At 39.4% G+C, this 22489-nt stretch carries 23 protein-coding genes; all 23 read right to left on the bottom strand.

All coding sequences use genetic code 11. From position 1 onward, the window contains the following. Positions 1-88 precede the first annotated feature (88 nt). A complete protein-coding gene (gene wecB / locus BM000_RS08565; RefSeq protein ID WP_091496899.1) occupies positions 89-1210 on the bottom strand; it encodes a non-hydrolyzing UDP-N-acetylglucosamine 2-epimerase in 1122 nt (373 codons plus the stop codon). A gap of 59 nt (positions 1211-1269) precedes the next feature. Further along, positions 1270-1899 carry a uracil phosphoribosyltransferase gene (gene upp, locus BM000_RS08560; RefSeq protein WP_091496898.1) on the bottom strand — a complete coding sequence of 210 codons (630 nt, stop codon included), beginning with the start codon at positions 1897-1899 and terminating at the stop codon, positions 1270-1272. A 164-nt stretch (positions 1900-2063) separates the two neighbouring features. Further along, positions 2064-3299: a serine hydroxymethyltransferase gene (locus BM000_RS08555; protein WP_091496897.1), complete on the bottom strand. Its 1236-nt coding sequence runs from the start codon at positions 3297-3299 to the stop codon at positions 2064-2066. 78 nt (positions 3300-3377) lie between these two features. Beyond that, complete coding sequence (locus BM000_RS08550; RefSeq protein ID WP_091496895.1) at positions 3378-3923, bottom strand: TIGR01440 family protein; 546 nt, start codon at positions 3921-3923, stop codon at positions 3378-3380. Next, the gene (gene rpiB / locus BM000_RS08545) at positions 3910-4350 is read right to left on the bottom strand and encodes a ribose 5-phosphate isomerase B (protein WP_091496893.1); all 441 of its coding nucleotides are present in this window, start codon (positions 4348-4350) and stop codon (positions 3910-3912) included. Before rpiB ends, BM000_RS08550 begins: the two co-directional genes overlap by 14 nt. An 82-nt stretch (positions 4351-4432) precedes the next feature. After that, complete coding sequence (locus tag BM000_RS08540) at positions 4433-5023, bottom strand: low molecular weight protein arginine phosphatase (RefSeq protein ID WP_091496891.1); 591 nt, start codon at positions 5021-5023, stop codon at positions 4433-4435. Positions 5024-5123: 100 nt separating this feature from the next. Continuing rightward, a complete protein-coding gene (locus BM000_RS08535; protein WP_091496889.1) occupies positions 5124-5675 on the bottom strand; it encodes a manganese efflux pump MntP in 552 nt (183 codons plus the stop codon). 238 nt (positions 5676-5913) lie between these two features. Then, a complete protein-coding gene (locus BM000_RS08530; RefSeq protein WP_091496887.1) occupies positions 5914-6930 on the bottom strand; it encodes an L-threonylcarbamoyladenylate synthase in 1017 nt (338 codons plus the stop codon). 228 nt (positions 6931-7158) lie between these two features. Continuing rightward, positions 7159-7527 carry a ribonuclease H family protein gene (locus BM000_RS08525; RefSeq protein WP_091496885.1) on the bottom strand — a complete coding sequence of 123 codons (369 nt, stop codon included), beginning with the start codon at positions 7525-7527 and terminating at the stop codon, positions 7159-7161. A gap of 61 nt (positions 7528-7588) precedes the next feature. Next, the gene (gene spoIIR / locus BM000_RS08520; protein ID WP_091496883.1) at positions 7589-8161 is read right to left on the bottom strand and encodes a stage II sporulation protein R; all 573 of its coding nucleotides are present in this window, start codon (positions 8159-8161) and stop codon (positions 7589-7591) included. 60 nt (positions 8162-8221) lie between these two features. Further along, positions 8222-9073, bottom strand: coding sequence for a peptide chain release factor N(5)-glutamine methyltransferase (gene prmC, locus BM000_RS08515; protein WP_091496882.1), 852 nt, complete (start codon positions 9071-9073; stop codon positions 8222-8224). A 1-nt stretch (position 9074) separates the two neighbouring features. After that, the gene (gene prfA, locus BM000_RS08510) at positions 9075-10145 is read right to left on the bottom strand and encodes a peptide chain release factor 1 (protein ID WP_091496880.1); all 1071 of its coding nucleotides are present in this window, start codon (positions 10143-10145) and stop codon (positions 9075-9077) included. Positions 10146-10534: 389 nt separating this feature from the next. Then, a complete protein-coding gene (locus BM000_RS08505; protein ID WP_091496878.1) occupies positions 10535-11164 on the bottom strand; it encodes a thymidine kinase in 630 nt (209 codons plus the stop codon). A 186-nt stretch (positions 11165-11350) separates the two neighbouring features. Beyond that, positions 11351-11596, bottom strand: coding sequence for a type B 50S ribosomal protein L31 (locus BM000_RS08500; RefSeq protein WP_091496876.1), 246 nt, complete (start codon positions 11594-11596; stop codon positions 11351-11353). 162 nt (positions 11597-11758) lie between these two features. Further along, a complete protein-coding gene (gene rho, locus BM000_RS08495; protein ID WP_091496874.1) occupies positions 11759-13051 on the bottom strand; it encodes a transcription termination factor Rho in 1293 nt (430 codons plus the stop codon). A 382-nt stretch (positions 13052-13433) separates the two neighbouring features. Further along, on the bottom strand, positions 13434-14717 hold the full coding sequence (locus BM000_RS08490; protein WP_091496872.1) for a UDP-N-acetylglucosamine 1-carboxyvinyltransferase: 1284 nt from the start codon (positions 14715-14717) through the stop codon (positions 13434-13436). Positions 14718-14994: 277 nt separating this feature from the next. Continuing rightward, positions 14995-15849: a class II fructose-bisphosphate aldolase gene (locus tag BM000_RS08485; protein WP_091496870.1), complete on the bottom strand. Its 855-nt coding sequence runs from the start codon at positions 15847-15849 to the stop codon at positions 14995-14997. A 244-nt stretch (positions 15850-16093) separates the two neighbouring features. Next, positions 16094-16456 (bottom strand): response regulator, encoded by a 363-nt coding sequence (locus BM000_RS08480; RefSeq protein WP_091496868.1) that lies wholly within the window; start codon positions 16454-16456, stop codon positions 16094-16096. A 142-nt stretch (positions 16457-16598) separates the two neighbouring features. Beyond that, positions 16599-18197 (bottom strand): CTP synthase, encoded by a 1599-nt coding sequence (locus BM000_RS08475; RefSeq protein WP_091496866.1) that lies wholly within the window; start codon positions 18195-18197, stop codon positions 16599-16601. A gap of 206 nt (positions 18198-18403) precedes the next feature. Then, on the bottom strand, positions 18404-18943 hold the full coding sequence (gene rpoE, locus BM000_RS08470) for a DNA-directed RNA polymerase subunit delta (protein ID WP_091496864.1): 540 nt from the start codon (positions 18941-18943) through the stop codon (positions 18404-18406). A 298-nt stretch (positions 18944-19241) separates the two neighbouring features. Then, positions 19242-19829 carry a P-loop nucleotide/nucleoside kinase family protein gene (locus BM000_RS08465; protein WP_091496862.1) on the bottom strand — a complete coding sequence of 196 codons (588 nt, stop codon included), beginning with the start codon at positions 19827-19829 and terminating at the stop codon, positions 19242-19244. Between the two features lie 427 nt (positions 19830-20256). Next, on the bottom strand, positions 20257-21927 hold the full coding sequence (gene argS, locus BM000_RS08460) for an arginine--tRNA ligase (RefSeq protein ID WP_091496860.1): 1671 nt from the start codon (positions 21925-21927) through the stop codon (positions 20257-20259). After that, the gene (locus tag BM000_RS08455) at positions 21924-22361 is read right to left on the bottom strand and encodes a YwiB family protein (RefSeq protein WP_177178257.1); all 438 of its coding nucleotides are present in this window, start codon (positions 22359-22361) and stop codon (positions 21924-21926) included. Before BM000_RS08455 ends, argS begins: the two co-directional genes overlap by 4 nt. Positions 22362-22489 lie beyond the last annotated feature (128 nt).

Raw genomic sequence — 22489 nt, 5'->3', positions numbered from 1 at the left:
TTACTTCTGTGCCTTGATTGCTTTTACCATAAAGGACATTTTAAGCAAATGAAATATCTCTCTTCTATTCAAAAAAACTGTCGTAATTTCACGACAGTTTTTCGCTAAAATAATTGTGAATAGCATCAGAAATCCGGACGCTTGCTTTTCCGTCTCCATATGGATTAGATGCGTGTGCCATTTGTTGATAGGCTTCCTGATCAATTAATAAATGATTCGCTAATTTATAAATCTGCTCTTCCTCAGTACCTGCAAGTTTTAATGTTCCCGCTTCAATTCCCTCTGGTCGTTCCGTAGTATCTCTTAATACAAGAACGGGAACACCAAGGGAAGGAGCTTCCTCCTGCACACCACCAGAATCAGTTAGAATTAAATCGGCTTGAGCTGCAAAATTATGAAAATCCATAACATCGAGTGGTTTAATTAAATCAATTCGATCATGATTACCTAAAATTGTTAGGGCAGCTTCTTGAACAACTGGATTTAAATGAACAGGATAAACAACGTGGATATTAGTATGCGTGTCAACTAATCTTCTAATTGCACGAAACATTTTACTCATATTCTCACCCAAATTTTCACGTCGGTGTGCGGTTACCAACACAAGTCTCTTTCCTTTCACACGATCTAGAATTGGATGCTGATAATCTTGTGTAACAGTTGTCTGAAGAGCATCTATTGCCGTATTTCCGGTTATGAAGATGCGATCCTTGGACTTGTTTTCAGCGAGTAAATTCGCTGCTGACTTCTCGGTTGGAGCAAAGTGTAAGTCAGACAGGACCCCTGTTAATTGGCGATTGATTTCTTCTGGAAATGGTGAAAGCTTGTTCCAAGTGCGTAAACCAGCTTCAACATGACCAACTGCTATTTGATGATAGTAAGCAACAAGTGATGCGGCAAATGTTGTCGTTGTATCACCATGCACAAGAATAATATCCGGTTTAACTTCACTAATAATTGGTTCTAGTCCCTGTAGAACACGGGTGGTTATATCCGCAAGTGTTTGATTTTTCTTCATGATATTTAAATCATAATCTGGCGTAATATTGAAAATAGTAAGAACCTGGTCAAGCATTTCGCGATGCTGGGCTGTTACAGCAACGATGGTTTCAAATTGCTGCTTTCGTTTTTTCAACTCAATAACAAGTGGTGCCATTTTAATTGCTTCAGGACGCGTGCCAAAAATTGGCATAACAGTAATTTTACGCATGTTTTATCACCTTCCCTTTAGAAAAAGCGCCTACCCATTAGTAAGCGCCTTTATCTATGCTATTTTGTACCGTACAGGCGATCACCAGCATCACCCAAACCAGGAACAATATACCCTTTTTCATTTAGCTTCTCGTCAATTGCGGCAAGATAAATGTCAACGTCAGGATGTGCTTGTTTAATTTGCTCCACACCTTCTGGTGCAGCAATTAAGCACATAAGTTTAATGTTTTTTGCACCACGCTTTTTCAGCGAAGTAATTGCATCTTCGGCGGAGCCACCCGTGGCAAGCATTGGATCAACAACAATTAATTCACGCTCTTCAATGTCGTTAGGCATTTTTATATAATATTCAACAGGCTTTAACGTCTCTGGGTCGCGATAAAGACCAACGTGACCTACCTTTGCTGTGGGAATATGGCGGAGCACGCCATCAACCATACCTAATCCTGCTCTTAGAATTGGGATGATTCCTACTTTTCTTCCCGAAAGAACGTTCGATTTCGTTTTCGCAACCGGGGTTTCGATCTCTACCTCCATTACCGGGAGGTCACGCGTAATTTCGTAGGCCATTAATCCAGCTACTTCATCTACCAGCTCACGAAACTCCTTTGTACCTGTTTCTGTTTTTCTAATATGTGTTAATTTGTGTTGTATTAGTGGATGATCCAATACAAATACATTACCCATCTATGATCGCTCCTCACTAAGATTATATATCTCTAAAAGTGTACTGAACTTTGCGCTTGCTTTCAAGTACTGTCTGATAATTTTTGTAGTTTTTTGCTGAAAAGCGACAGCAGGGGTCACAAAGAAAAACCCTAGCGTGATTTGCTACGGTTCTTCCTTGACAATTATTTATAAAGTGGAAAGCGGTCTGTTAATGCTTTGACCCGCTGCTTAGCTTCCTCAAGCTTTACCTCATCCTGATGGTTTCTTAAGGTAAAGGCAATAATTTTTCCGACTTCTGTTAATTCTTGTTCCTTAAATCCTCGTGTCGTAACAGCGGCAGTTCCAACACGCACACCACTTGTAACGAATGGGCTTTCTGGATCATATGGGATCGTATTTTTGTTCGTTGTAATCCCAATATCATCTAATGCCTTCTCAGCATCTTTACCAGTTAGATTCAAGCTACGAACATCGAGTAACAATAAATGGTTATCTGTGCCACCTGAAATTAACCGAATCCCCTCTGCTTCAAGTGCGGTGGCAAAGCTCTTGGCATTCTTGACAATTTGCTTGGCATATTCCGTAAAGCTCGGTTCAAGCGCTTCTTTAAATGCGGCGGCTTTTGCTGCAATGACATGCATGAGTGGACCGCCTTGGATGCCTGGAAAAACAGCTTTATCAATTTGCTTAGCGTATTTCTCTTTGGTAAGAATCATACCGCCCCGAGGACCACGTAAAGTCTTGTGCGTAGTTGTTGTGACGAAATCAGCATAAGGGATTGGATCTGGATGCTCGCCAGTAGCAACTAAGCCGGCAATATGTGCCATATCAACCATTAAATAAGCATCAACCTCATCGGCTATTTCACGGAACTTCTTAAAGTCGATGGTTCTCGGATAGGCACTAGCACCAGCAACAATTAATTTAGGTTTGACCTGTAATGCTTTTTGACGAACAACTTCATAATCAAGTATCTCTGTTTCTTGATCGACACCATACTCCTCAAAGTTATAGAGCTTACCACTAAAATTGACTGGGCTACCATGGGTTAAATGACCACCATGTGATAGATTCATGCCAAGCACTGTATCGCCTGGCTCTAAAAAAGCGTGATAAACAGCCATATTTGCTTGCGCACCTGAATGTGGTTGAACATTGGCATGTTCAGCACCAAATAGTTGTTTGGCGCGATCACGTGCTAAATTTTCAGTAATATCGACAAATTCACAGCCTCCATAATAACGCTTCTCCGGGTAACCTTCTGCATATTTATTTGTTAAAACTGAGCCCTGAGCTTCCATAATCGTTTTGGTGACAAAGTTTTCTGAAGCAATTAATTCTATTTTGTCATTTTGACGACCACGCTCTAGCTCAATTGCCTGATACAGCTCCAAGTCATTTGCCTTTACATGTTCCATCCAAATCATCCCCCTTAATTTGTTGTTCATTTTTTTTATAAGAAAAATACTGAGCCGCCACGCCCAGATTTGTCTTTGTTACTTATACAGTGCTCGTTCCCCACCGATTAACTTCGGCCGATGATAGGCTGCATTAACCCGAGCCTGTCCTAACTTGTTTTGCTTCAACCTTAACGGCACGGCAACATGCTTGATGTGCATGCCAATCATCGTATCACCAATATCAATACCTGCGTCTGCACGCATGTGCTCGACGACAACAGGATCAGAGAGATGCTGATAAGCATAGCTAGCCATTGATCCACCAGCATTTTTCGCCGGTACCACATGAACAGGATCGTAACCCTGTTGTGCTGCAAGCTTACGTTCCATTACTAGGGCCCGATTTAAATGCTCACAGCATTGAAAAACTATGGAAATACCTGTCATCTCCTTCAAATTCATTAAGGCAGAAAAAATTAACGAAGCTATGTCCACGTTACCCATCGTACCAATGCGCTCACCAATTATTTCACTAGTTGAGCAACCAACAATAAAGCTCATACCTTCCTTCAGTAGGTCACTCTCTGACCATTCATTTATGAGAATATCTAACTGGTCAGTTAATTTATCATTGGGATTCATAGTTGGCTACTTTTTCAATCCGTCTTTGATGACGACCACCTTCAAAGTCAGATTTAATCCATGTCTTCACAATTTCCTTCGCTAAATCAACGCCAATTACCCGCGCACCCATTGCGAGCATATTTGAATTGTTATGCTCTCTGGTTACACGGGCGGTATAGACATCATGGACAAGCGCACAGCGAATACCTTTTACTTTATTAGCCGCAATGGACATCCCAATACCTGTCCCACAAATGACAATACCACGATCAAACTCACCGTTTGCCACTTTCTCAGCAGCAGGGATACCGTAGTCTGAGTAATCAACTGAATCGGCTCCTTTACTACCTAAATGCGTCACTGTTGCACCTAAATCTTGAAGAAAGGCTTCTATTTCATTTGCTAATTGATAACCACCATGGTCTGATGCCATTACAACTTTCATCACACACACTCCTCAACTCTTATTGATAACTCTATTGTACGCATTTTTCACATGAAAGAATAGTTGCTTTCTGTTTATTTTGTTAATTTTCTAACTTTTTTATTAACAGTTCAATGGCCTGCTCCAGTTCGGCAAAGGTTTGCTGGTAAACCGTCTGCGGCATGCCATATGGATCAGAAATATCAAAATTAGGCATACTTTTTTCTAACCGCTCAATTTCGTCCTGCTCCGCTCGGAAATAGGCGCGACGTTGTTGCTCTGTTTGTTTAAGACCGTGCTCTTCGATCACGACCATTTTTTTTTCTTCAAGATTCAAATACGCTTGCTTAAGCTGACGCCACTTTTCATCAACCTTCTCACACGTATACTCTTTTAGTGTAAAAATCTTTTCATAGGCATTGGAATAGTGGGTAGCTAGGATTTGTTTATGCTGTGTCGTCATTGTTAAAACGAGGTCTGCCCAATTAATTAATTCATGATTAATAGCCTGTGATTGATGATCACTTGGTAAATTAGCTTGCTTGAGGGCATGAATAGCACCATCACTTGCAGGAGAGGCTTTAGTCGCTGATATCCCTGCCGATTTAACTTGATGGTCACTTTTGTTTCGAAGTAAAGCTTCTGCCATTGGACTACGGCACGTATTGCCCGTACATACAAATAAGATGTTCATCTTCTCTCTCCTCATGTTATCACTTAGCTAAATGATAACATAACTTGCAAGAATCGACCAAGCCAATGGCGCTTTTTGTGGATGAATTGTGGATTAACAATTAGAATATAACAGTAAGTCCGATAATACAGAGGGTTAGTCCCCCAATCCAATCAAAGGATCGATCAAAGTTATGTTGAATTTTCTTGGCAATTAGTAAACTAATCCAAGTCAAAATAGTTGTAACTATGCCAAATATGAGCAGCGTTAAGGTCGTTGCAAATCCAGAGACACCAAGGCTAATGCCAACTGGTAGACTATCTAAACTTACTGAAAACGCCAAAACCAACATTGCCGATGTATGGAAGCTTTGTTTTTTCTGAGCTGCTTGGTGATAATTTTCAGCAAATGTATTAAAGATAATATGCATGCCCAGTCCGACTAGCAATAATCCACTTATCAATTCAGTAAAATCAGAAATCCAGTCAAATAAAAACGAGCCAATTAGCAAGCCCAGCAATGGCATGATAATATGAAAACCACCAATCCACAAGCCAATTGCCGCAATTTTTTTCAACCGAATTGGCTGTAAGCCAATTCCTAAACAGACTGAAAAAGCATCTAGACCTAGCGCAAAAGCAATGAATAATTGAGCGAGCATAGAATGTAGCATCGATTTCCTCCTTAACAGGACAGGCTAATTCATTCTATGCTTTATAATTGTTTACTAGACCAATAACAGGAAGTATGGGAATTGAATGGCGAAAAACAGAGCGTAACTGGTGGCTGTACTTAACAGCTCGATCAAGAAATAAAAACATTTGGAGCGACTAATCATTTAGTTCTAACACTGGTAGATAAAAAAATCTCCCCATCAGCATAAGCAGGGGAGCTTAATCACAAATTATTTGTTACTGTATTTCAATAAAACTCGCTGCTTTCCTTAAACGGTTCATAATTGCCTCACCGACTCCGGTCTCTGGATAGACCTCTGCAAGGATAATATCAACATCCTCTGTTTTAAAGTTTCTTAATGCTTGATACAGGTGGGCTGCAACCGTTGCAAGTTCGTCTCTAGAACCACATACCTGCACAAGGTCTGCCGCTAACGCATTTGCAAGTTGCTCACTAATTAATATCCCGACTTTTCGTCCTTCGCTACGATACGTATTAATTTTTTCCTGAAAAAAATGCTCATCACCATTTATCAAAACTAAAGGTACATCTGGTTCATAATGCTTATATTTCATCCCCGGTGCACTTGGTAACTCTGCTACATCAGGTTTTGCGACATGAATATCAATGCCTAACGCTATCTCTAATTGTTCACGCGTAATACCACCTGGTCTTAAAATGGTTGGCACCCCTCCAGTGCAATCGACTACAGTTGACTCCACACCGATTCCTGTTGAGCCTCCATCTAAAATAGCACTAATCTTCCCATGCAAGTCTTGGTATACGTGTATTGCACTTGTCGGACTGGGCTTTCCCGATAAATTTGCACTAGGAGCTGCAATTGGTCGATTGGTTGCTTCAATCAGTGCTTGAGCCACAGGGTGATCTGGAATGCGAATACCTACCGTTGCAAGTCCAGCAGTGACATTATCTGCGATAACGCCATTACTTGGCAGAATGACCGTAATGGGACCTGGCATAAAGGTATTGATAATCTTCCTTGCTTGTGCTGGAATATCAGTCACATACTCCTCCATCTGTGCTAGAGAAGAAACGTGAACAATTAGCGGGTTATCTGCTGGACGACCCTTTGCAGTAAAAATTTTAGTAACTGCATTAGGATTTGAGGCATCCGCACCTAAGCCATACACTGTCTCGGTTGGAAAAGCGACAACTTCTCCAGCTTTCAGTAATTCTGCACATGAAGCAACACTATCATCATTCCATATATAAAAATTTGTTTTTTGCGTCACGGGTAAATGTACCCCCTTCTAAGTGGGAATGCTTTTATGCACGGGTTATTAACAATCTGTTCACATATTACCCACAGTTTCAATATCTTCATAATTTAGATATTCCACTTTAACTACTCAACTATTTTAGCATGTTTTATTAAATTGACAAGTCTCTTTTTGGAAGCTCATTCAACTTAAACCAGATATTGTCCACATTCAAAATAAAAATGTGGATAAATTTTAAGTTTATCCACATTGATAAATCCACGTATTTAATTGCGTGCTATCCTTTGTAAAACCAATCCAATCTAGTAGCTCACGAACATGTTGATGATCCGAATAGACCTGAACATGCTTTGCACCTAGACATTCAGCTTTCTCAAGGGCATGATAAAAAATCTCAATTACTTTTTCCGGTTGTTTGGTTATTAATAGTGTCATTTTCTCAAGTTGGTAGATCTCTTTTACAATCGGCTGAAGATTAAAGAATCCAACTATTTTACCTGAATCTCTAATCACAAAAGCATGCTCACAATCATTAAGCTGCTCAATTAGATTTACTAATTGTTGATCCTCTTCACTTCGCTCTATTAGACTAACATGGACTAATTCCATTTCCATCGCCCCTTTCACTCTATATCTCAATCTATGAAAGGTTAGTATAGAATATGCTAGATTACTTAAACCACTCGAAGAAAAAAAACGATACCTTTACTGGTTGTTCCTCATTCTCAGATTCCTCATCGTTATGATCCTCAACGGTTGCACCCGCAGAAAAATCTAAAAAGCAGAGTGGTGGAAATAAAACACACCACCAGTTCGAGCCCTGTCCTGAGCCCAGAGTAATCAGGATAGCTTCATATTCACCAGCAGGATATACATAAGTATCGTAGAGTTTTGCCGGAAATGAAACATTTTTATTGTATTCAACCTGATAGCTTAACTCAGAATCAAATTGCTTAATCGTGTTAGCCACAACAGCTTCTATTTGATCAATATTTTGCTGAATTAAATTTCTTGCTTGCTCAATATTATCAATCTCTTTAACCCAATCGGTAATCTGAGCATTAACTTGATCACGTACCTTGCGTTTCATTACTTGATCATCGTCTTCATCACTTTCAGCAAGAATCCGGAGCCGAATCGCCTCATCAGGAATTACTTGATAGTTATCCACAGTTATCGGTTCGGTTGATGGGTTGGTAAATGTCATGAATAAAATAATAATAGCTGGAATGGCTTTAATCATGGAAATCACTCCCTGTCTTATATGATAATCACATTATCACCAAGACAGGAATCTTTTAAACTAGCATTTTGCAATTATAATGCGATCTTTTTTGTTTAGGTCTTGTTTTACTTCAATCTTACTATTAGGAAAATGCTGCTTAATCAGGTTTGATACCGCATCAGCTTGTTGATAACCAATTTCAAAAAAAAGTAGTCCCCCTGGTTTTAGAACGACCTTCGCTTGCTCCACAATTTTCATATATGCTGCTAGTCCGTTTTCTTTAGCAAAAAGCGCAAGCTGGGGATCAAAATTCTTAACCGTATCAGATAAGCTTGGCTCATCTGCCCATGAAATATAAGGTGGGTTAGCTACAATTATCTCAACTTGCTCACGTTGATAAACCCATCGGTCAAGAAAATCACTTGAAAAGAATTGAACATCAGCACCTAAGTTTACTGCATTTTGCTCTGCTACTGTTAAAGCCTCGGGAGAAATATCACACGCTGCTACGTCAAGGCTAGGATTCTCAAGTTTTAAGGTAATCGCAATCACGCCACTCCCAGTTCCAACATCAATCAGATGCATTGGTGTATGCGTAGTTGGTGCGGTTTGTAGTATCGCTTGCACAAGCTCCTCTGTTTCAGGACGCGGAATAAGAACATGGCTGTTGACTGTGTAGGAACGACCATAGAAAAATTCCTTTCCTGTTAAATGCTGAATTGGAATACCTGTTTTTACATGCTGGTTCAGATCGGCATGGAATGCTTGGTAGATTGATTCAGTAACGACATCACGTTCATGCATAATTAGATCAAGCTTGGTAAAGCCAGCATGGTACATTAATAGTAGTTCCGCTACCTTTTCTTCTCGATTATGTTCTTTTAAAAAAAGAGAAGCCCGCTGAAGGACTTCTTGAAAGGTAAGTTTCATGTTATTCACCTAGCTGATCCATTTTATTGGTTTGCTCCTCTAAAATAAGGGCATCAACTATCTCATCAAGCTTACCTTCTAGAATTTGGTCAAGCTTCTGGATCGTCAAACCAATTCGATGATCAGTTACCCGATTTTGCGGAAAGTTATAGGTACGAATACGTTCTGATCGATCGCCAGTTCCAACTGCTGATTTACGGTTTTGATCATATTCAGCTTGTGCTTCTTGCTGATATTTATCATAAATACGGGCACGCAAGATTTTCATTGCTTTTTCTCTATTCTTAATCTGTGACTTTTCATCCTGCATAGAGACAACAATTCCAGTTGGCTCATGGGTTAAACGAACGGCTGACATGGTTGTATTCACACTTTGACCACCCGGACCACTAGATGTAAAGGTATCTACTCGAATATCCTTTTCGTGAATATCCACCTCTACCTCTTCCGCCTCAGGCAAGGCAACAACAGTTGCAGTTGACGTATGAATACGTCCACCCGATTCTGTTTCAGGCACTCGCTGAACGCGGTGTGCACCATTTTCATATTTTAATTTAGAATAAGCACCTTTACCGTTTATCATAAAAATAATCTCTTTATAGCCACCTACACCAGTAGAGTTCGATTCCATAACATCCATCTTCCACCCTTGTGCTTCAGCAAATCGATTATACATTCTGAATAAATCACCCGCAAATAAAGCCGCTTCATCTCCACCAGCGGCACCACGAACCTCCATAATAACGTTTTTATCATCATTCGGGTCCTTAGGTAGCAATAATATTCTAAGTTTTTCTTCTAGCTCAGGAAGCTGCGGCTCAAGCTCGTCTATTTCTGATTGAGCCATCTCCTTCATTTCGGGATCTTTTTCCTCTGCTAACATTTCCTTTGCATCATTTACTTGATTAGCTATCTCTCTATAGTCACGATAAACTTGTACGACATCTGATAAGTCTGATTGTTCCTTCGAATAATCGCGTAATTTATTGGTATCACTTATGACCTCTGGATCACTTAGTAATTCATTTAATTTCTCATAGCGCGCTTCTAACGCTTGTAATTTATCAAGCACAGGGTTCACCTCTTTTTAATCAGTCCTATCTTTCATTATATAACAGTGCCAATCCCGCGTCAAAACTATGTTTAGCAAAATCTCTTGGTTAATGATTTTAACTCAACCTTCGCATCAACATGTTCAGGTTCAGCTAAGCTGGCTAAAGGATTATGTCTACGGATTGACAGGACGAGTAGCACGTTTGATGAATGCGTCCTTTCTTATTATAAAGCGATCGATATTAATCCTTAGTGAAGCTATGTTGGCTTTATGTAAGTGTGCGAAAGTTGAGATCTTAACAAGCGGCTAAATCTTTTACATATCATCAACACAATTAAAAACACTGAGTCAATGACAGCCCTCAAAAGTTAGCTAAGAGCCTAACCTTTGAGGGATCTGCACAATTCTCAGTGTTTTCTCGCTTTTTCAGTATTAATTTGCAAATCAAATGATAGCTCGGGTTTATTAGGTACTTCGTGACAATGACGACAGCGCGGCTCATAAGACTCAGCTGCACCTACCAGTATAATTGGATCATCATATGAAGCAGGGTTTCCATCAATAAGTCGTTGGGTTCGACTTGCTGGTGAACCACATTGTGGACAGATTGCATTGAGCTTGGTAACCGTTTCACTTAAAGCCATTAGCTGTGGCATAAATCCGAAGGGCTCACCGCGAAAATCAGTGTCAAGTCCGGCCACGATAACGCGGTATCCTGCATTGGCAAGCTGATCAATAATTTGAACAATGTCTTCATCAAAGAATTGCACCTCATCTATCCCAATAACATCAATGTCGCTCGTTACTTGTTCAATAATTTCTGCGGCATAGCTAACCGGTCGGGCAAGAACTGAATTGCCATTATGTGACACAACCGAATCCTCATGATAACGATCATCTATAGCTGGTTTAAAGACACGGACATTCAGATGACCATATGTAGCTCGTCTGACACGGCGGATAAGCTCTTCAGACTTTCCCGAAAACATACTCCCGCAGATGAGTTCTACCCAACCGCTCTGTTTCATAACATACATGCTGTATAATCCCCCTCATGTCACACGATAACTAAATTTTATTATTACGCTAACGTAAACGTTCATTTTAAAATAAAAAACAGGCACGTATCTTCTCATTCGCCTGTTGATTTTCTTTGCATAGGGTTAGATTAAGACAAGCCACCCCAACATCGATCGGGATGGCTGTCTTTCATAACTAATTGCTTAGTTAAGGTTATATTTTTTCTTAAAGCGATCCACACGGCCGCCAGCTTTGTCAGCTTTTTGCTTACCAGTGTAGAATGGATGTGAGTCTGAACTAATCTCAACACGGATTAATGGGTAAGTGTTTCCATCTTCCCACTCAATTGTTTCACTAGATGATTTCGTTGAGCCCGTTAGAAATTTGTAGTCAGAGCTAGTATCTAGAAATACAACTTTACGGTATTCTGGATGAATGCCTTCTCTCATATTGTAACATCTCCTTCTGCCCTGAATCCCTTGGAGACAGAGTTAAATTTTCGCAATCTTACAACAGTTTATTACTGCTCCAAGAAGCATTTTACACACGTAAAGATTATAACAGTGTCACTCTGACAATGCAAGAGCTATAAATAAGAAATTACTTCATGTTTAAGCTTGATTTTTCCGTCCATTGACTTTTCGTTTCATTTCTTCAGAAAGCTGTCCATAAAAATCTTCGTTTGATTTTGTCGAGCGCAGCTTGCGTAAGAATCGTTCTAAAAAGTCTGGTGAATCCTGCATACCTTTACGGATCGACCAAATGACATCAAGCTTGTCCTGTGGCAATAGTAATTCTTCTTTTCTCGTGCTTGAGCGAAGTAAATCAATGGCTGGGAAGATTCGTCGTTGCGCTAACCCACGATCTAGGTGTAATTCCATGTTTCCCGTTCCTTTAAATTCTTCGTAAATAACATCGTCCATCCGTGAACCTGTCTCAACAAGGGCCGTTGCTAAAATGGTAAAACTACCACCCTCTTCAATATTACGCGCTGCTCCAAAGAATCGCTTAGGACGGTGGAATGCAGCTGGATCAATACCACCTGAAAGCGTTCGACCACTTGGCGGGATAACAAGATTATAGGCACGCGCAAGTCTTGTAATGCTATCCATCAGCACAACCACATCTTTTTTGTGCTCAACAAGGCGCATGGCCCGCTCTAACACAAGTTCAGAAACTTTAATATGATTCTCTGGAACTTCATCAAAGGTCGAACTAACGACATCAACATCCGGATGAACAGACCGCTCAATATCAGTAACCTCTTCTGGTCGTTCGTCAACAAGTAAAATAATTAGCTTTACATTGGGATGATTCTCAGTAATACTATTAGCAATTTCCGTCAAAAGCATCGTCTTACCCGCTTTAGGTGGTGCCACAATTAAACCACGTTGACCAAAACCAACCGGTGTAATTAAATCCATAATTCGGGTAGACGTTCCCTTAGGTTCTGTTTCAAGAGCCATCATTCGATTTGGATAGAGAGGTGTTAATGCAGGAAAGTGAACGCGCTCCTTTGCCAGTTCTGGGTCTTCTCCGTTTACAGCATCAACATGTAACAGGCCGTAGTAGCGCTCATTCTCTTTTGGTGGTCTTACCTTACCAGAAACCTTGTCCCCATTTCTAAGGTCAAATCGGCGAATTTGCGAGGCTGAGATGTAGATATCTTCTGCACTTGGTGAGTAGTTTATCGGCCTAAGGAAGCCAAATCCTTCAGATGGGATAATTTCTAAAATACCATCCATAAATAAGTAGCCGCTTTTTTCTGCTTGAGCTTTTAATATGGCAAATATCAATTCTCGTTTTGTTAATTTCGCGTAATAAGATACCTTAAATTCCCTTGCTTGAGAATAAAGATCTTTTAAAGTCATTTCTTCCAATTGTGAAATTGTTACTTCGGACACGTAGTAATCACACCTATCTTATTTTTTAATTAGTTTATTCTTATAACCATTGGGTTTTTTTATTGTAAATCAGAAGTCAAATTGCAGTGATGAAAAGCGAAGCACTTTGCAGTTGTTTTTATCGTACTCCTTTTCACAGAATTATTCAACCACTTTGTGAAAATTGTATATATCTTACCTTTTCTCAACTTAATCCAACACCTTTCGCACAGTGCTAAGCAGATAAAGTATGAATGGCTGGTATCTTCTCTATTTTTATCCGCTACTCCGCTCGGTTAACTGCTACTTTGCTCTCTTTTTCCACGACTTCGCTCGTTTATCCGTTACTTTACATTATTCAATTCATTACGCAAATATAAAAAGCTAACCAAATTTGGTTAGCTTAGCTTTGAAACTGTTCTATTTCTTGCTCAGACATTTCTTCTCGCCAGATCACTGCTCCTAAGTTTGATAGCTTGTCAGTTAAGCACTCATAGCCTCGGTCAATGTGCTCTAGACCCGTTATTTCTGTAATACCATCAGCAATTAACCCGGCAATGATAAGTGCTGCACCAGCTCGTAGGTCACTAGCTCGCACCTTCGCGCCTTGCAGTTTAGTTGGACCAGTGACAATTGCTGAAGCACCCTCTACTTTAATTTGCGCGCTCATTCTTCTTAGTTCGTCAATATGCTTAAATCGCGCAGAGTAAATGGTATCTGTTACAATCGCTGTTCCTTCTGCTTTTGTTAAAAGTGAAGTGAATGGTTGCTGTAGGTCAGTTGGAAAACCAGGGTGAACGAGTGTCTTAATATCTACTGCACTTAGATGGCTAGATGAGCGAATTCTTAATTGCTCCTCACCTTCTTCAATCTCAACACCCATTTCGCGTAACTTGGCCAATAATGGCTCTAAGTGTTGAGGAATGACATTATCAATTAGGACATCCTCTCCTATTGCAGCTGCCATAATGGTATAGGTTCCTGCTTCAATTCGATCAGGAATAATCGTGTGCATACAACCAGATAGCTTTTCAACACCTTCGATTCGAATAACATCTGTCCCGGCACCTTTAATATTTGCTCCCATGCTTGTCAGTAACGTCGCAACATCAATAATTTCAGGTTCTCTAGCTGCATTTTCAATAACTGTCTTACCTTCAGCCTTAACGGCTGCCAGCATTATATTGATCGTAGCGCCAACACTTACAACATCTAGATAAATACGAGCACCTACTAATTTTTCAGCACGTAAATAGATAGCACCTTGTTCATTTGTTACTGTCGCACCTAATGCTTCGAAGCCTTTAATATGCTGATCAATTGGTCTTGGCCCAAGATGACACCCACCTGGCAAGCCAATTACGGCTCGTTTAAAACGCCCTAACATTGCGCCCATAAAATAATAGGAAGCACGTAATTTTTTCACTTTACCATTCGGCAGCGGCATTGCTGTCATCTGAGCAGGATTAATATGTACGGATTCACCATTCCGCTTAACCTTGCCACCAATCTCTTCTAGTAATGCACTTAATGTTTCTACATCAGATATATCAGGTAAGCCTTCAATCACAACTTCAGAATCTGCTAAGATCGTTGCAGGTAATAACGCAACTGCACTATTCTTTGCGCCACCAATTCGCACACTTCCTTTTAAAGGCTTGCCACCTTCTACAAATAACTTTTGCATCTTTATAGCCCCACTTCTTATAAATTCGTCTCATCATTTCTACTATCTATAGTTTATACTTTTCAGTTAGAAAAATGCATTTTAAGCCATACTCTCTTTATTATACAAAGATTTGCAGTTAGTATCTACCTTTTATGCTTTATTTCATGAATTAAGGCTATAGAAGCAGGTTTTGTTAAAAAATAATAACAAATTGATGAGTAGTATGACAATTTATGTAGCACTTTGTAGGGTAAAAAAAGAAGGCTACCAGTGGCAGCCTTTCTTCTCTTAAAAATTATGCTTTGTTTGCAGAACCAAATTCGCGCATTTTGCCAATAACAGTTTCTTTAATCGCATCACGTGAAGGTCCTAGGTATTTACGAGGATCAATCATGTCTGGATTAGCATTAAGTACTTCACGGACAACTTTTGCTTGTTGAATTTGATTTTCAGTGTTTACATTAATTTTTGATGTACCGAAAGAAATTGCTTTTTGAATATCCTTAGTCGGGATACCAGTACCACCATGAAGAACAAGTGGCACACCTGTTGCAGCACCGATCTCTTCCATTTCTTTAAAGCCTAAGTTTGGCTCCCCTTTGTAAGGACCGTGTACAGAACCAAGTGCTGGAGCTAACGTATCAATACCTGTACGCGTTACAAGCTCTTGACACTCTTTTGGATCAGCATAAATGATATCACCAACAACATCATCCTCCTGTCCACCTACCGTACCTAATTCAGCTTCAACTGATACACCGTGGAAATGTGCAAGTTCAACTACTTTAGAGGTTGTTGCAACGTTTTCCTCGAATGGATCGTGTGAAGCATCTATCATAACTGATGTAAAACCAGCGTGAATTGCTTTCGCACATTGTTCGAAGCTTGAACCATGATCTAAGTGAATCGCTACTGGTATAGTTGTACCTTGCGCTTCCATAACAGCTTTAACCATTGCTACGACAACGCCGTAACCGCCCATATAGCGTCCTGCACCCTCTGATACACCAAGAATTACTGGAGATTGCTCTTCCTCAGCAGCTTGTAAAATTGCTTGGATGTACTCAAGGTTGTTAATATTGAATTGTCCAACAGCATAGCTACCAGCTTTCGCGTCTTGCAGCATTTTTGTCATTGATACTAATGGCATGAAATGTTCCTCCTTAAGAATTTGAAAAAGTGTGTTTAAGTATAAAGCCGGTTCAAATAGGATTTTGAACATGCTCATATAGCCAGTCAATTAAACCGTTGATTGGATACTCTAATAGCATACCAATTTCATCAACTTGGTGCAACAAAACTTGTCGTATGAAAGCGGTTTCTGTAATTTTTTTTAACAAAATGATCAAATTCTTTATGGTTAATGGCAAATTAACATGGTTAGGTGGCTGGCATTATTCACGCAAAATATAATTAATTGTCTCTTTTGCTTCCAAAATATTAAAAGGTTTTGAAAAATAGTTTTTCACTGAGCTGTATTGATCAGTGGTTGGTTTAATTTCTTCTACCAATCCACTCATTACAATTGTCGGGATATAGTAACCTTTTTCTTCAAGCAAAGCAATCACCTTTGCGCCGTTCATTAAAGGGAGCCGATAATCAATAATTAATAAATCTGGCGGTTTAGTCTCAATTTCTTTAATTGCAATTATACCATTCTCACAACTCTTAACTTGATAGCCTTCACTTTTAACAATCTCCTCAAGCAAAAAGCGAATTCCTCTTTGGTCATCCACAATTAATATATTTTTATCCATCTTTCCACCTCATCATTCTTTTTTTGCCCTTAGGTTTACTTTCTAGATAAAATTGGATTTATCCTGCTAATATACTGCGAGAATAAACAAAAAAAACGATAAACCATAAAAAAAATGATTTATCGACTTTTTTTGATCTTTTTTACGCTTTTACAACGGCACCAATGAAACCTAAAAACAACTCCTGTGGTCTTGTTGGACGTGACTTAAACTCTGGGTGGAATTGTGAAGCAACAAACCAAGGGTGATCAGTCAGTTCAATCGTCTCAACAAGCTTACCATCTGGGCTTGTACCAGAGAAAACGAAGCCCTCTGCTTCCATTGCCTCACGATATTCATTATTAAATTCATAGCGATGGCGATGGCGTTCGTATACTAAATCTTCGTCGTTATAGGCTTCTTTTGTTTTTGTACCCGGTTTTAATCGACATGGATAAATACCTAAACGTAACGTACCACCAAGATCTTCAACATCCTTTTGCTCTGGCAAGAGATCGATTATTGGATGTGGTGATGCAGGATCAATCTCAGCTGAATGAGCACCTTTCAGCCCTAACACATGACGAGCAAATTCAACGGTAGCAAGCTGCATACCTAAACAAATCCCTAAGAATGGTACTCTTTGCTCACGCGCAAATTTTATCGCTTCTATTTTCCCTTCAATCCCACGGTCCCCGAAGCCGCCAGGGACCAAAATCCCATCAACATCGGCAAGGTGATCCTTAACGTTGTCCTTTGTTACCTCTTCGGCGTTAATCCACTTCACCTCTACGTCAGTATCATGTGGATAACCAGCATGCTTTAAAGCTTCGACAACAGAAATGTATGCATCTGGAAGTTCAACATATTTACCAACTAAACCAATTGTTCTTTTCTGCGAAAGGCTTTGCACTTGCTTGGTTAGTGCTTCCCATTCTGTCATATCTGGCTCTGGACAAGTCAAGCCAAAATGTTCACAAGTAATCTGATCAAGCTCTTGTGCTTGTAATGATAATGGAATGTGATACAGTGTCGCTGCATCTGTTGATTCAATAACATTTCGTTCTTTAATATCACAGAAAAGGGCAATTTTTTCTTTCATGTCCTTACTTACCGACATCTCAGATCTAAGAATAATAACATCTGGCTGGATCCCTAATGAACGCAATTCTTTAACACTGTGCTGGGTTGGCTTTGTTTTAAGCTCTCCAGCAGCTTTAATATAAGGAACAAGTGTTGTATGAATATACATAACATTTTCTTTACCAATGTCACTCTTAATTTGACGAATTGCCTCTAGGAAAGGAAGTGATTCAATATCTCCGACCGTCCCACCAATTTCGGTAATAACGACATCAGCGTTACTCTGCTCACCTGACTGAAAAACTTTTTCCTTAATTTCATTTGTGATATGTGGAATTACCTGAACCGTTCCACCTAGATAATCACCACGACGTTCCTTCTTTATTACAGTTGAATATATTTTTCCAGTTGTGATATTTGAGTACTTTGATAAGTTGATATCAATAAAGCGCTCATAGTGCCCTAAGTCTAGGTCGGTCTCTGCACCGTCATCCGTTACAAATACCTCACCATGCTGATATGGGCTCATTGTTCCTGGATCAACGTTAATGTAAGGATCAAATTTCTGAATCGTTACATTTAAGCCTCTATTTTTTAGCAGCCGACCAAGTGATGCTGCTGCAATTCCTTTTCCTATTGATGACACCACGCCACCTGTTACAAAAATGTACTTTGTCATAATTAAAATTTGCTCCTTTTTTTAGATTTTTTATGCTTCGCTCCATGCAAGTTTGCTCAACATGAAATGTAAGCTGGCTTTCGCAAATAGTTTGTGTAATTATAAAAGCGCCCCCCTATTCAAATAGGGGGACGCATCAATATAAATTAACTTATAGAGCCCAAATAAAATATTACGCATTGCTGGAGAAAAAGTCAAGCGTCTTTTTATTTTGATTCCTCGTCATCTTCTTCGTAATCATCTTCGTCATCTTCGTAATCATCATCACTTAAATCGTCTTCTTCATCAAAGCCTTCATCATCAAATTCATCATCTGCTATGTCATCATCACCTAAGTCAATGTCCTCGTCGTCATAATCTTCCTCTGCAAAATCAAGCGGTACCTCAGTTAAATCCTCTTCTTCAATTGCCTTCTCCACTGCTGCTTTTGTTACTTTTTTCTTTTTCTTCTTCTTTTTCTTAGGTTCAGCAGTAATCTCTTCATCAATTTGCTCAACAGGATACCACACCTTCATACCCCATTGTCCAGCTCCTAATGTAAGAAAACGGCCATCTAAATTTAAATCTGTATAAAACTGTGCAATAAAAGCTTCTTTTTCTTCTTCAGAAAAACCCTTTATTTCAGCAACTTTATTAAAGATATCTAGATAATTCATTGCCTTTTTTTCTCGTTCTAATACCATCGTAGCTAATTCAATCATTGATTGTTCGCGCAATTCATCGCGGCTTAAGTTTGCTATACTCACCGTCGAGCACTCCCTTTATCTAAAAAATTTATTATCCATACATATGACGTTAGCTTACCTTTTATTAATCTGTCAGAGGATCGCTTTCTATCCACACAGATAAATTGAATTATAAGCACGCATAATGCCAGTTGTCAACCTTATGCAGAGCCTTGGTTTAAATACTGTCACATATAACCTATTTTTACATATGTAAGGATCGAAAACGTTACTTTCAATTTGTCTCCTGTACATTATATGGGTATGCTATTTAAAAAGCAATGCTTAACCAACGCCAGTTACATGTGCTCGTTATTAGCTAAGCCTGAATAAACTTAACCAATTGCGCTACTTTGTCATCTGTCAGCTCGCCTGCATTATCAAACACTAATGTATTTTCTTCAGGAATAGCCCAATTAACAGCCGGAATGAATTGCACCCTTGTCTCGTAGTTTGACCAATTCTCTAGCTTCCACGTATCTCTAACTGTCCCTCTATTCTCAATCCGTAATCGCTGTTGCTCAATATTATCCAAGGTCACCACAATAACCTTCACAGCAACTTGATCCTTTGTCTTTCCAGCAGCTGCTAGCACACCTTCAAGCCAATGCTCATTTTTCAACTCAGCAGTAAATGGTGATATCATAAAGACATTTTGTCCAACTCGTAAATTCTCAATACAAATATCTTTAGTTGTATCATACTCTAAATCACGCAAGTTCTCTTTGTAAAACTTCGAGTCACGATCGTCCTTATCAAATCCTTGTAATTCTAGAAATCTTTCAACAAATCGTCCACCAACTGTATCACGATCCAAAAACGCAGCAGGAATCTGCTCAACAATCTTTTCGGCTACAGTTGTCTTACCAGTTCCGGCAACACCAACAAAAAAAACAAGTTTTTGCAACTTCAGCACCTCTTCTGTATCTAATTATAGTTCCCTCTATGGTAACGTATACAGCAACATTTTGCATTGCTTTTTTACTATTTTCTAAAATTGTTAGCGTGCATGCTTACCAATACGTTCTAGCAAGGACTAAGTTCACAGTTAGGCTCTTTATTGAAAGCAAATAAGTGTGAAATTGGCCAAGTGTGTGCGTTCGCACGTATTTAGGAGCAAACGCTCATAAAAAGTAAGTTTTCGCACATAAATCTTATTAATCGCACTTAAACTTAGTTTGTGTGCAAAACTTCCACATTAAGAGCGAACAGGAGCGAATAAGTGCGAAATTAACTAAATAAGTGCGATCGCACGCATTTACGAGCGATCGCTCATAAAAAAGAATGACTAAAAAACCTCTCTACTATTGGTAGAAAGGTTTTGTCATGTATAACTACATACTGTCAGGTGCAGTAACACCCATTAGTTGTAATGCATTTGTAATTGTAATTCTAACTGCCTCCATCAGAGCGAGCCGTGCTTTTGTTTTCTCAGGTTGCTCTTGATCAAGTACCTTCTCAGCATTGTAATAGCTGTGCAGTTTAGCAGCAAGATCAAACGCGTACTGTGGCAGACGGTGTGGTGTGCGATTAACCGCAGCATCGGCAACCACTTGCGGGAAGTCACCCAATTGCTTAAGTAGGTCCTCCGCCTTTTCAGTCATCAGGTGAGCAGCTAGATGGTCCAAGTTAATGTCAAAGCCCTTACTTTTTGCTTGCTTAAGAAGTGTACAAATGCGCGCATGAGCATATTGAACATAATAAACTGGATTGTCATTTGACTGAGATCTTGCCAAATCCATATCAAAATCCAAATGAGCATCACTAGAACGCATAACAAAGAAGTAGCGCATAGCATCTATTCCGACTTCATCCATTAGCTCTCTTAGAGTTACTGCTTTACCAGTACGCTTACTCATTTTTACCTTCTCACCATTTTCAAACAGATTAACCATTTGAATAATTTGCACCTCTAACGTATCTTCTTGATAACCAATCGCTTGAATGGCGGCTTTCATTCTAGGAATATAGCCGTGATGATCAGCACCCCAAATGTTAATAAGTTTATTGAAGCCTCGATCTAACTTGTTCTTATGATAGGCAATGTCTGGTGTTAAATAAGTAAATGAACCATCGTTTTTAATTAACACACGATCTTTATCGTCACCAAAAGCAGTCGTTCTAAACCACGTGGCACCGTCCAGCTCATAAGTATGCCCCTTCTCCTTAAGGAGGTCAAGCGCAGGGGTAATCTTGTCATTTTCATAAAGCGATGTTTCAGAAAACCAGTGATTAAATTTCACTCGGAAATCTTCCAAATCACGGGCTAACTTATCTATCTCAAATTTCAAACCATACTCTTTAAAATAAGTACGACGCTCTGCTTCTGTCTTGCTTACCCACGTATCTTGATCCTGCTCTACCAGTTGTTGCCCAATCTCAATAATATCCTTGCCATTATAGCCATCCTCAGGCATTGGAAAGTCCAGTCCAAGTGCCTGCATGTAGCGTGCTTCTACAGACAAAGCTAAATTATTGATTTGATTTCCAGCATCGTTAATATAATACTCACGTTCAACCTTATATCCAGCTGCATCAAGCAGGTGACATAACGTGTCACCTACAGCAGCTCCTCTAGCATGGCCTAGGTGAAGATCACCAGTTGGATTGGCAGAAACAAACTCCACCTGTACTCGTTCACCTTGACCAGTATTAGAGCGGCCATAATTCTTACCCTCTGTTAAAATCGTTGGTATTAAGCGTGTTAAATAGCTGTTATCAATAAAGAAATTAATAAACCCTGGACCAGCAATCTCAACTTTATTAATAGACGCCCGTTTTTTATCAAGCTGCTCTACCAGCTGTTCAGCAATTTGACGTGGTGCTTTTTTTGCCACTTTAGCAAGTTGCATCGCAAGGTTGGTTGCATAATCACCATGTTCTTTATCTTTCGGTTTTTCTAAAATAATCGTTGGCATTTGCTCTTCTGTTGCTAACTCAGCAGCTAAGACAGCTTTCTTCAACTCAGTCTTTAAGCACTCCTGCATATCCTGTACAATGTTCATGTTAAATCCTCCTCAATCGTAAGTGCAAGCTTATGGTTCCTTAATGCTTCACCGTCCAATTTAGTTGTATAGTTTATTTTTAATCGCCCTACGTTTGTAGTTGATAAAGGTGTATACTGAACAGATTCCGTAGCAGTTTCAATTCGAATTGCTCCATAAGCATGGCGATAAACAGTCTCAGTCGTTTGATTAACTTTAAATTGTTGATTCATCTCGACCCCACCAGAGCGTTTAATTGTAACTCGCTGATTGGTAATCGTAATCATTGTTCTTACATCAGGCTGATCAGCAATTTGCTCTTTAAAGGTTAGAATCGTTTGCTGATCTCTTTCAAACAAGTCAGCAATTGCTTTAACATCAGTCACTTGTTGATCATTTTGATCAGCAATTTCGGTATGTAGCGTTATTTTAACAGAATTCTTCGTTACTTGCATGAGATCATCCTTCATTAAATATCAGTATGTCTAAGTATAGAAATGTTTGTCGACAAACTCAAGTCTATTTGCAAAAAAAATACTAATTTGCTTGTTGATAACGATAGTTAAAGGACAACCAAATGATT

Origin of the sequence: Amphibacillus marinus, from assembly GCF_900110345.1 — a bacterium.
In the GTDB taxonomy this organism is placed as follows: domain Bacteria; phylum Bacillota; class Bacilli; order Bacillales; family Amphibacillaceae; genus Amphibacillus_D; species Amphibacillus_D marinus.
Note: the sequence above shows the minus strand (reverse complement) of the source record. Positions and strands in the feature narration are given on the sequence as shown.

Coding starts and splice junctions, on each gene's coding strand:
- BM000_RS08500 (WP_091496876.1), bottom strand. CDS start 11,596: ATGAGAGAAGGCATTCATCCAGAATACCGTAAAGTTGTATTTCTAGAT.
- BM000_RS08485 (WP_091496870.1), bottom strand. CDS start 15,849: ATGCCATTAGTATCAATGACAAAAATGCTGCAAGACGCGAAAGCTGGT.
- BM000_RS08455 (WP_177178257.1), bottom strand. CDS start 22,361: ATGCAAGTAACGAAGAATTCTGTTAAAATAACGCTACATACCGAAATT.
- BM000_RS08535 (WP_091496889.1), bottom strand. CDS start 5,675: ATGCTACATTCTATGCTCGCTCAATTATTCATTGCTTTTGCGCTAGGT.
- BM000_RS08540 (WP_091496891.1), bottom strand. CDS start 5,023: ATGAACATCTTATTTGTATGTACGGGCAATACGTGCCGTAGTCCAATG.
- upp (WP_091496898.1), bottom strand. CDS start 1,899: ATGGGTAATGTATTTGTATTGGATCATCCACTAATACAACACAAATTA.
- rpiB (WP_091496893.1), bottom strand. CDS start 4,350: ATGAAAGTTGTAATGGCATCAGACCATGGTGGTTATCAATTAGCAAAT.
- BM000_RS08555 (WP_091496897.1), bottom strand. CDS start 3,299: ATGGAACATGTAAAGGCAAATGACTTGGAGCTGTATCAGGCAATTGAG.
- argS (WP_091496860.1), bottom strand. CDS start 21,927: ATGAACATTGTACAGGATATGCAGGAGTGCTTAAAGACTGAGTTGAAG.
- BM000_RS08550 (WP_091496895.1), bottom strand. CDS start 3,923: ATGAATCCCAATGATAAATTAACTGACCAGTTAGATATTCTCATAAAT.
- BM000_RS08505 (WP_091496878.1), bottom strand. CDS start 11,164: ATGTATGTTATGAAACAGAGCGGTTGGGTAGAACTCATCTGCGGGAGT.
- wecB (WP_091496899.1), bottom strand. CDS start 1,210: ATGCGTAAAATTACTGTTATGCCAATTTTTGGCACGCGTCCTGAAGCA.
- spoIIR (WP_091496883.1), bottom strand. CDS start 8,161: ATGATTAAAGCCATTCCAGCTATTATTATTTTATTCATGACATTTACC.
- prmC (WP_091496882.1), bottom strand. CDS start 9,073: ATGAAACTTACCTTTCAAGAAGTCCTTCAGCGGGCTTCTCTTTTTTTA.
- BM000_RS08480 (WP_091496868.1), bottom strand. CDS start 16,456: ATGGATAAAAATATATTAATTGTGGATGACCAAAGAGGAATTCGCTTT.
- BM000_RS08475 (WP_091496866.1), bottom strand. CDS start 18,197: ATGACAAAGTACATTTTTGTAACAGGTGGCGTGGTGTCATCAATAGGA.
- BM000_RS08525 (WP_091496885.1), bottom strand. CDS start 7,527: ATGGAATTAGTCCATGTTAGTCTAATAGAGCGAAGTGAAGAGGATCAA.
- BM000_RS08490 (WP_091496872.1), bottom strand. CDS start 14,717: ATGCAAAAGTTATTTGTAGAAGGTGGCAAGCCTTTAAAAGGAAGTGTG.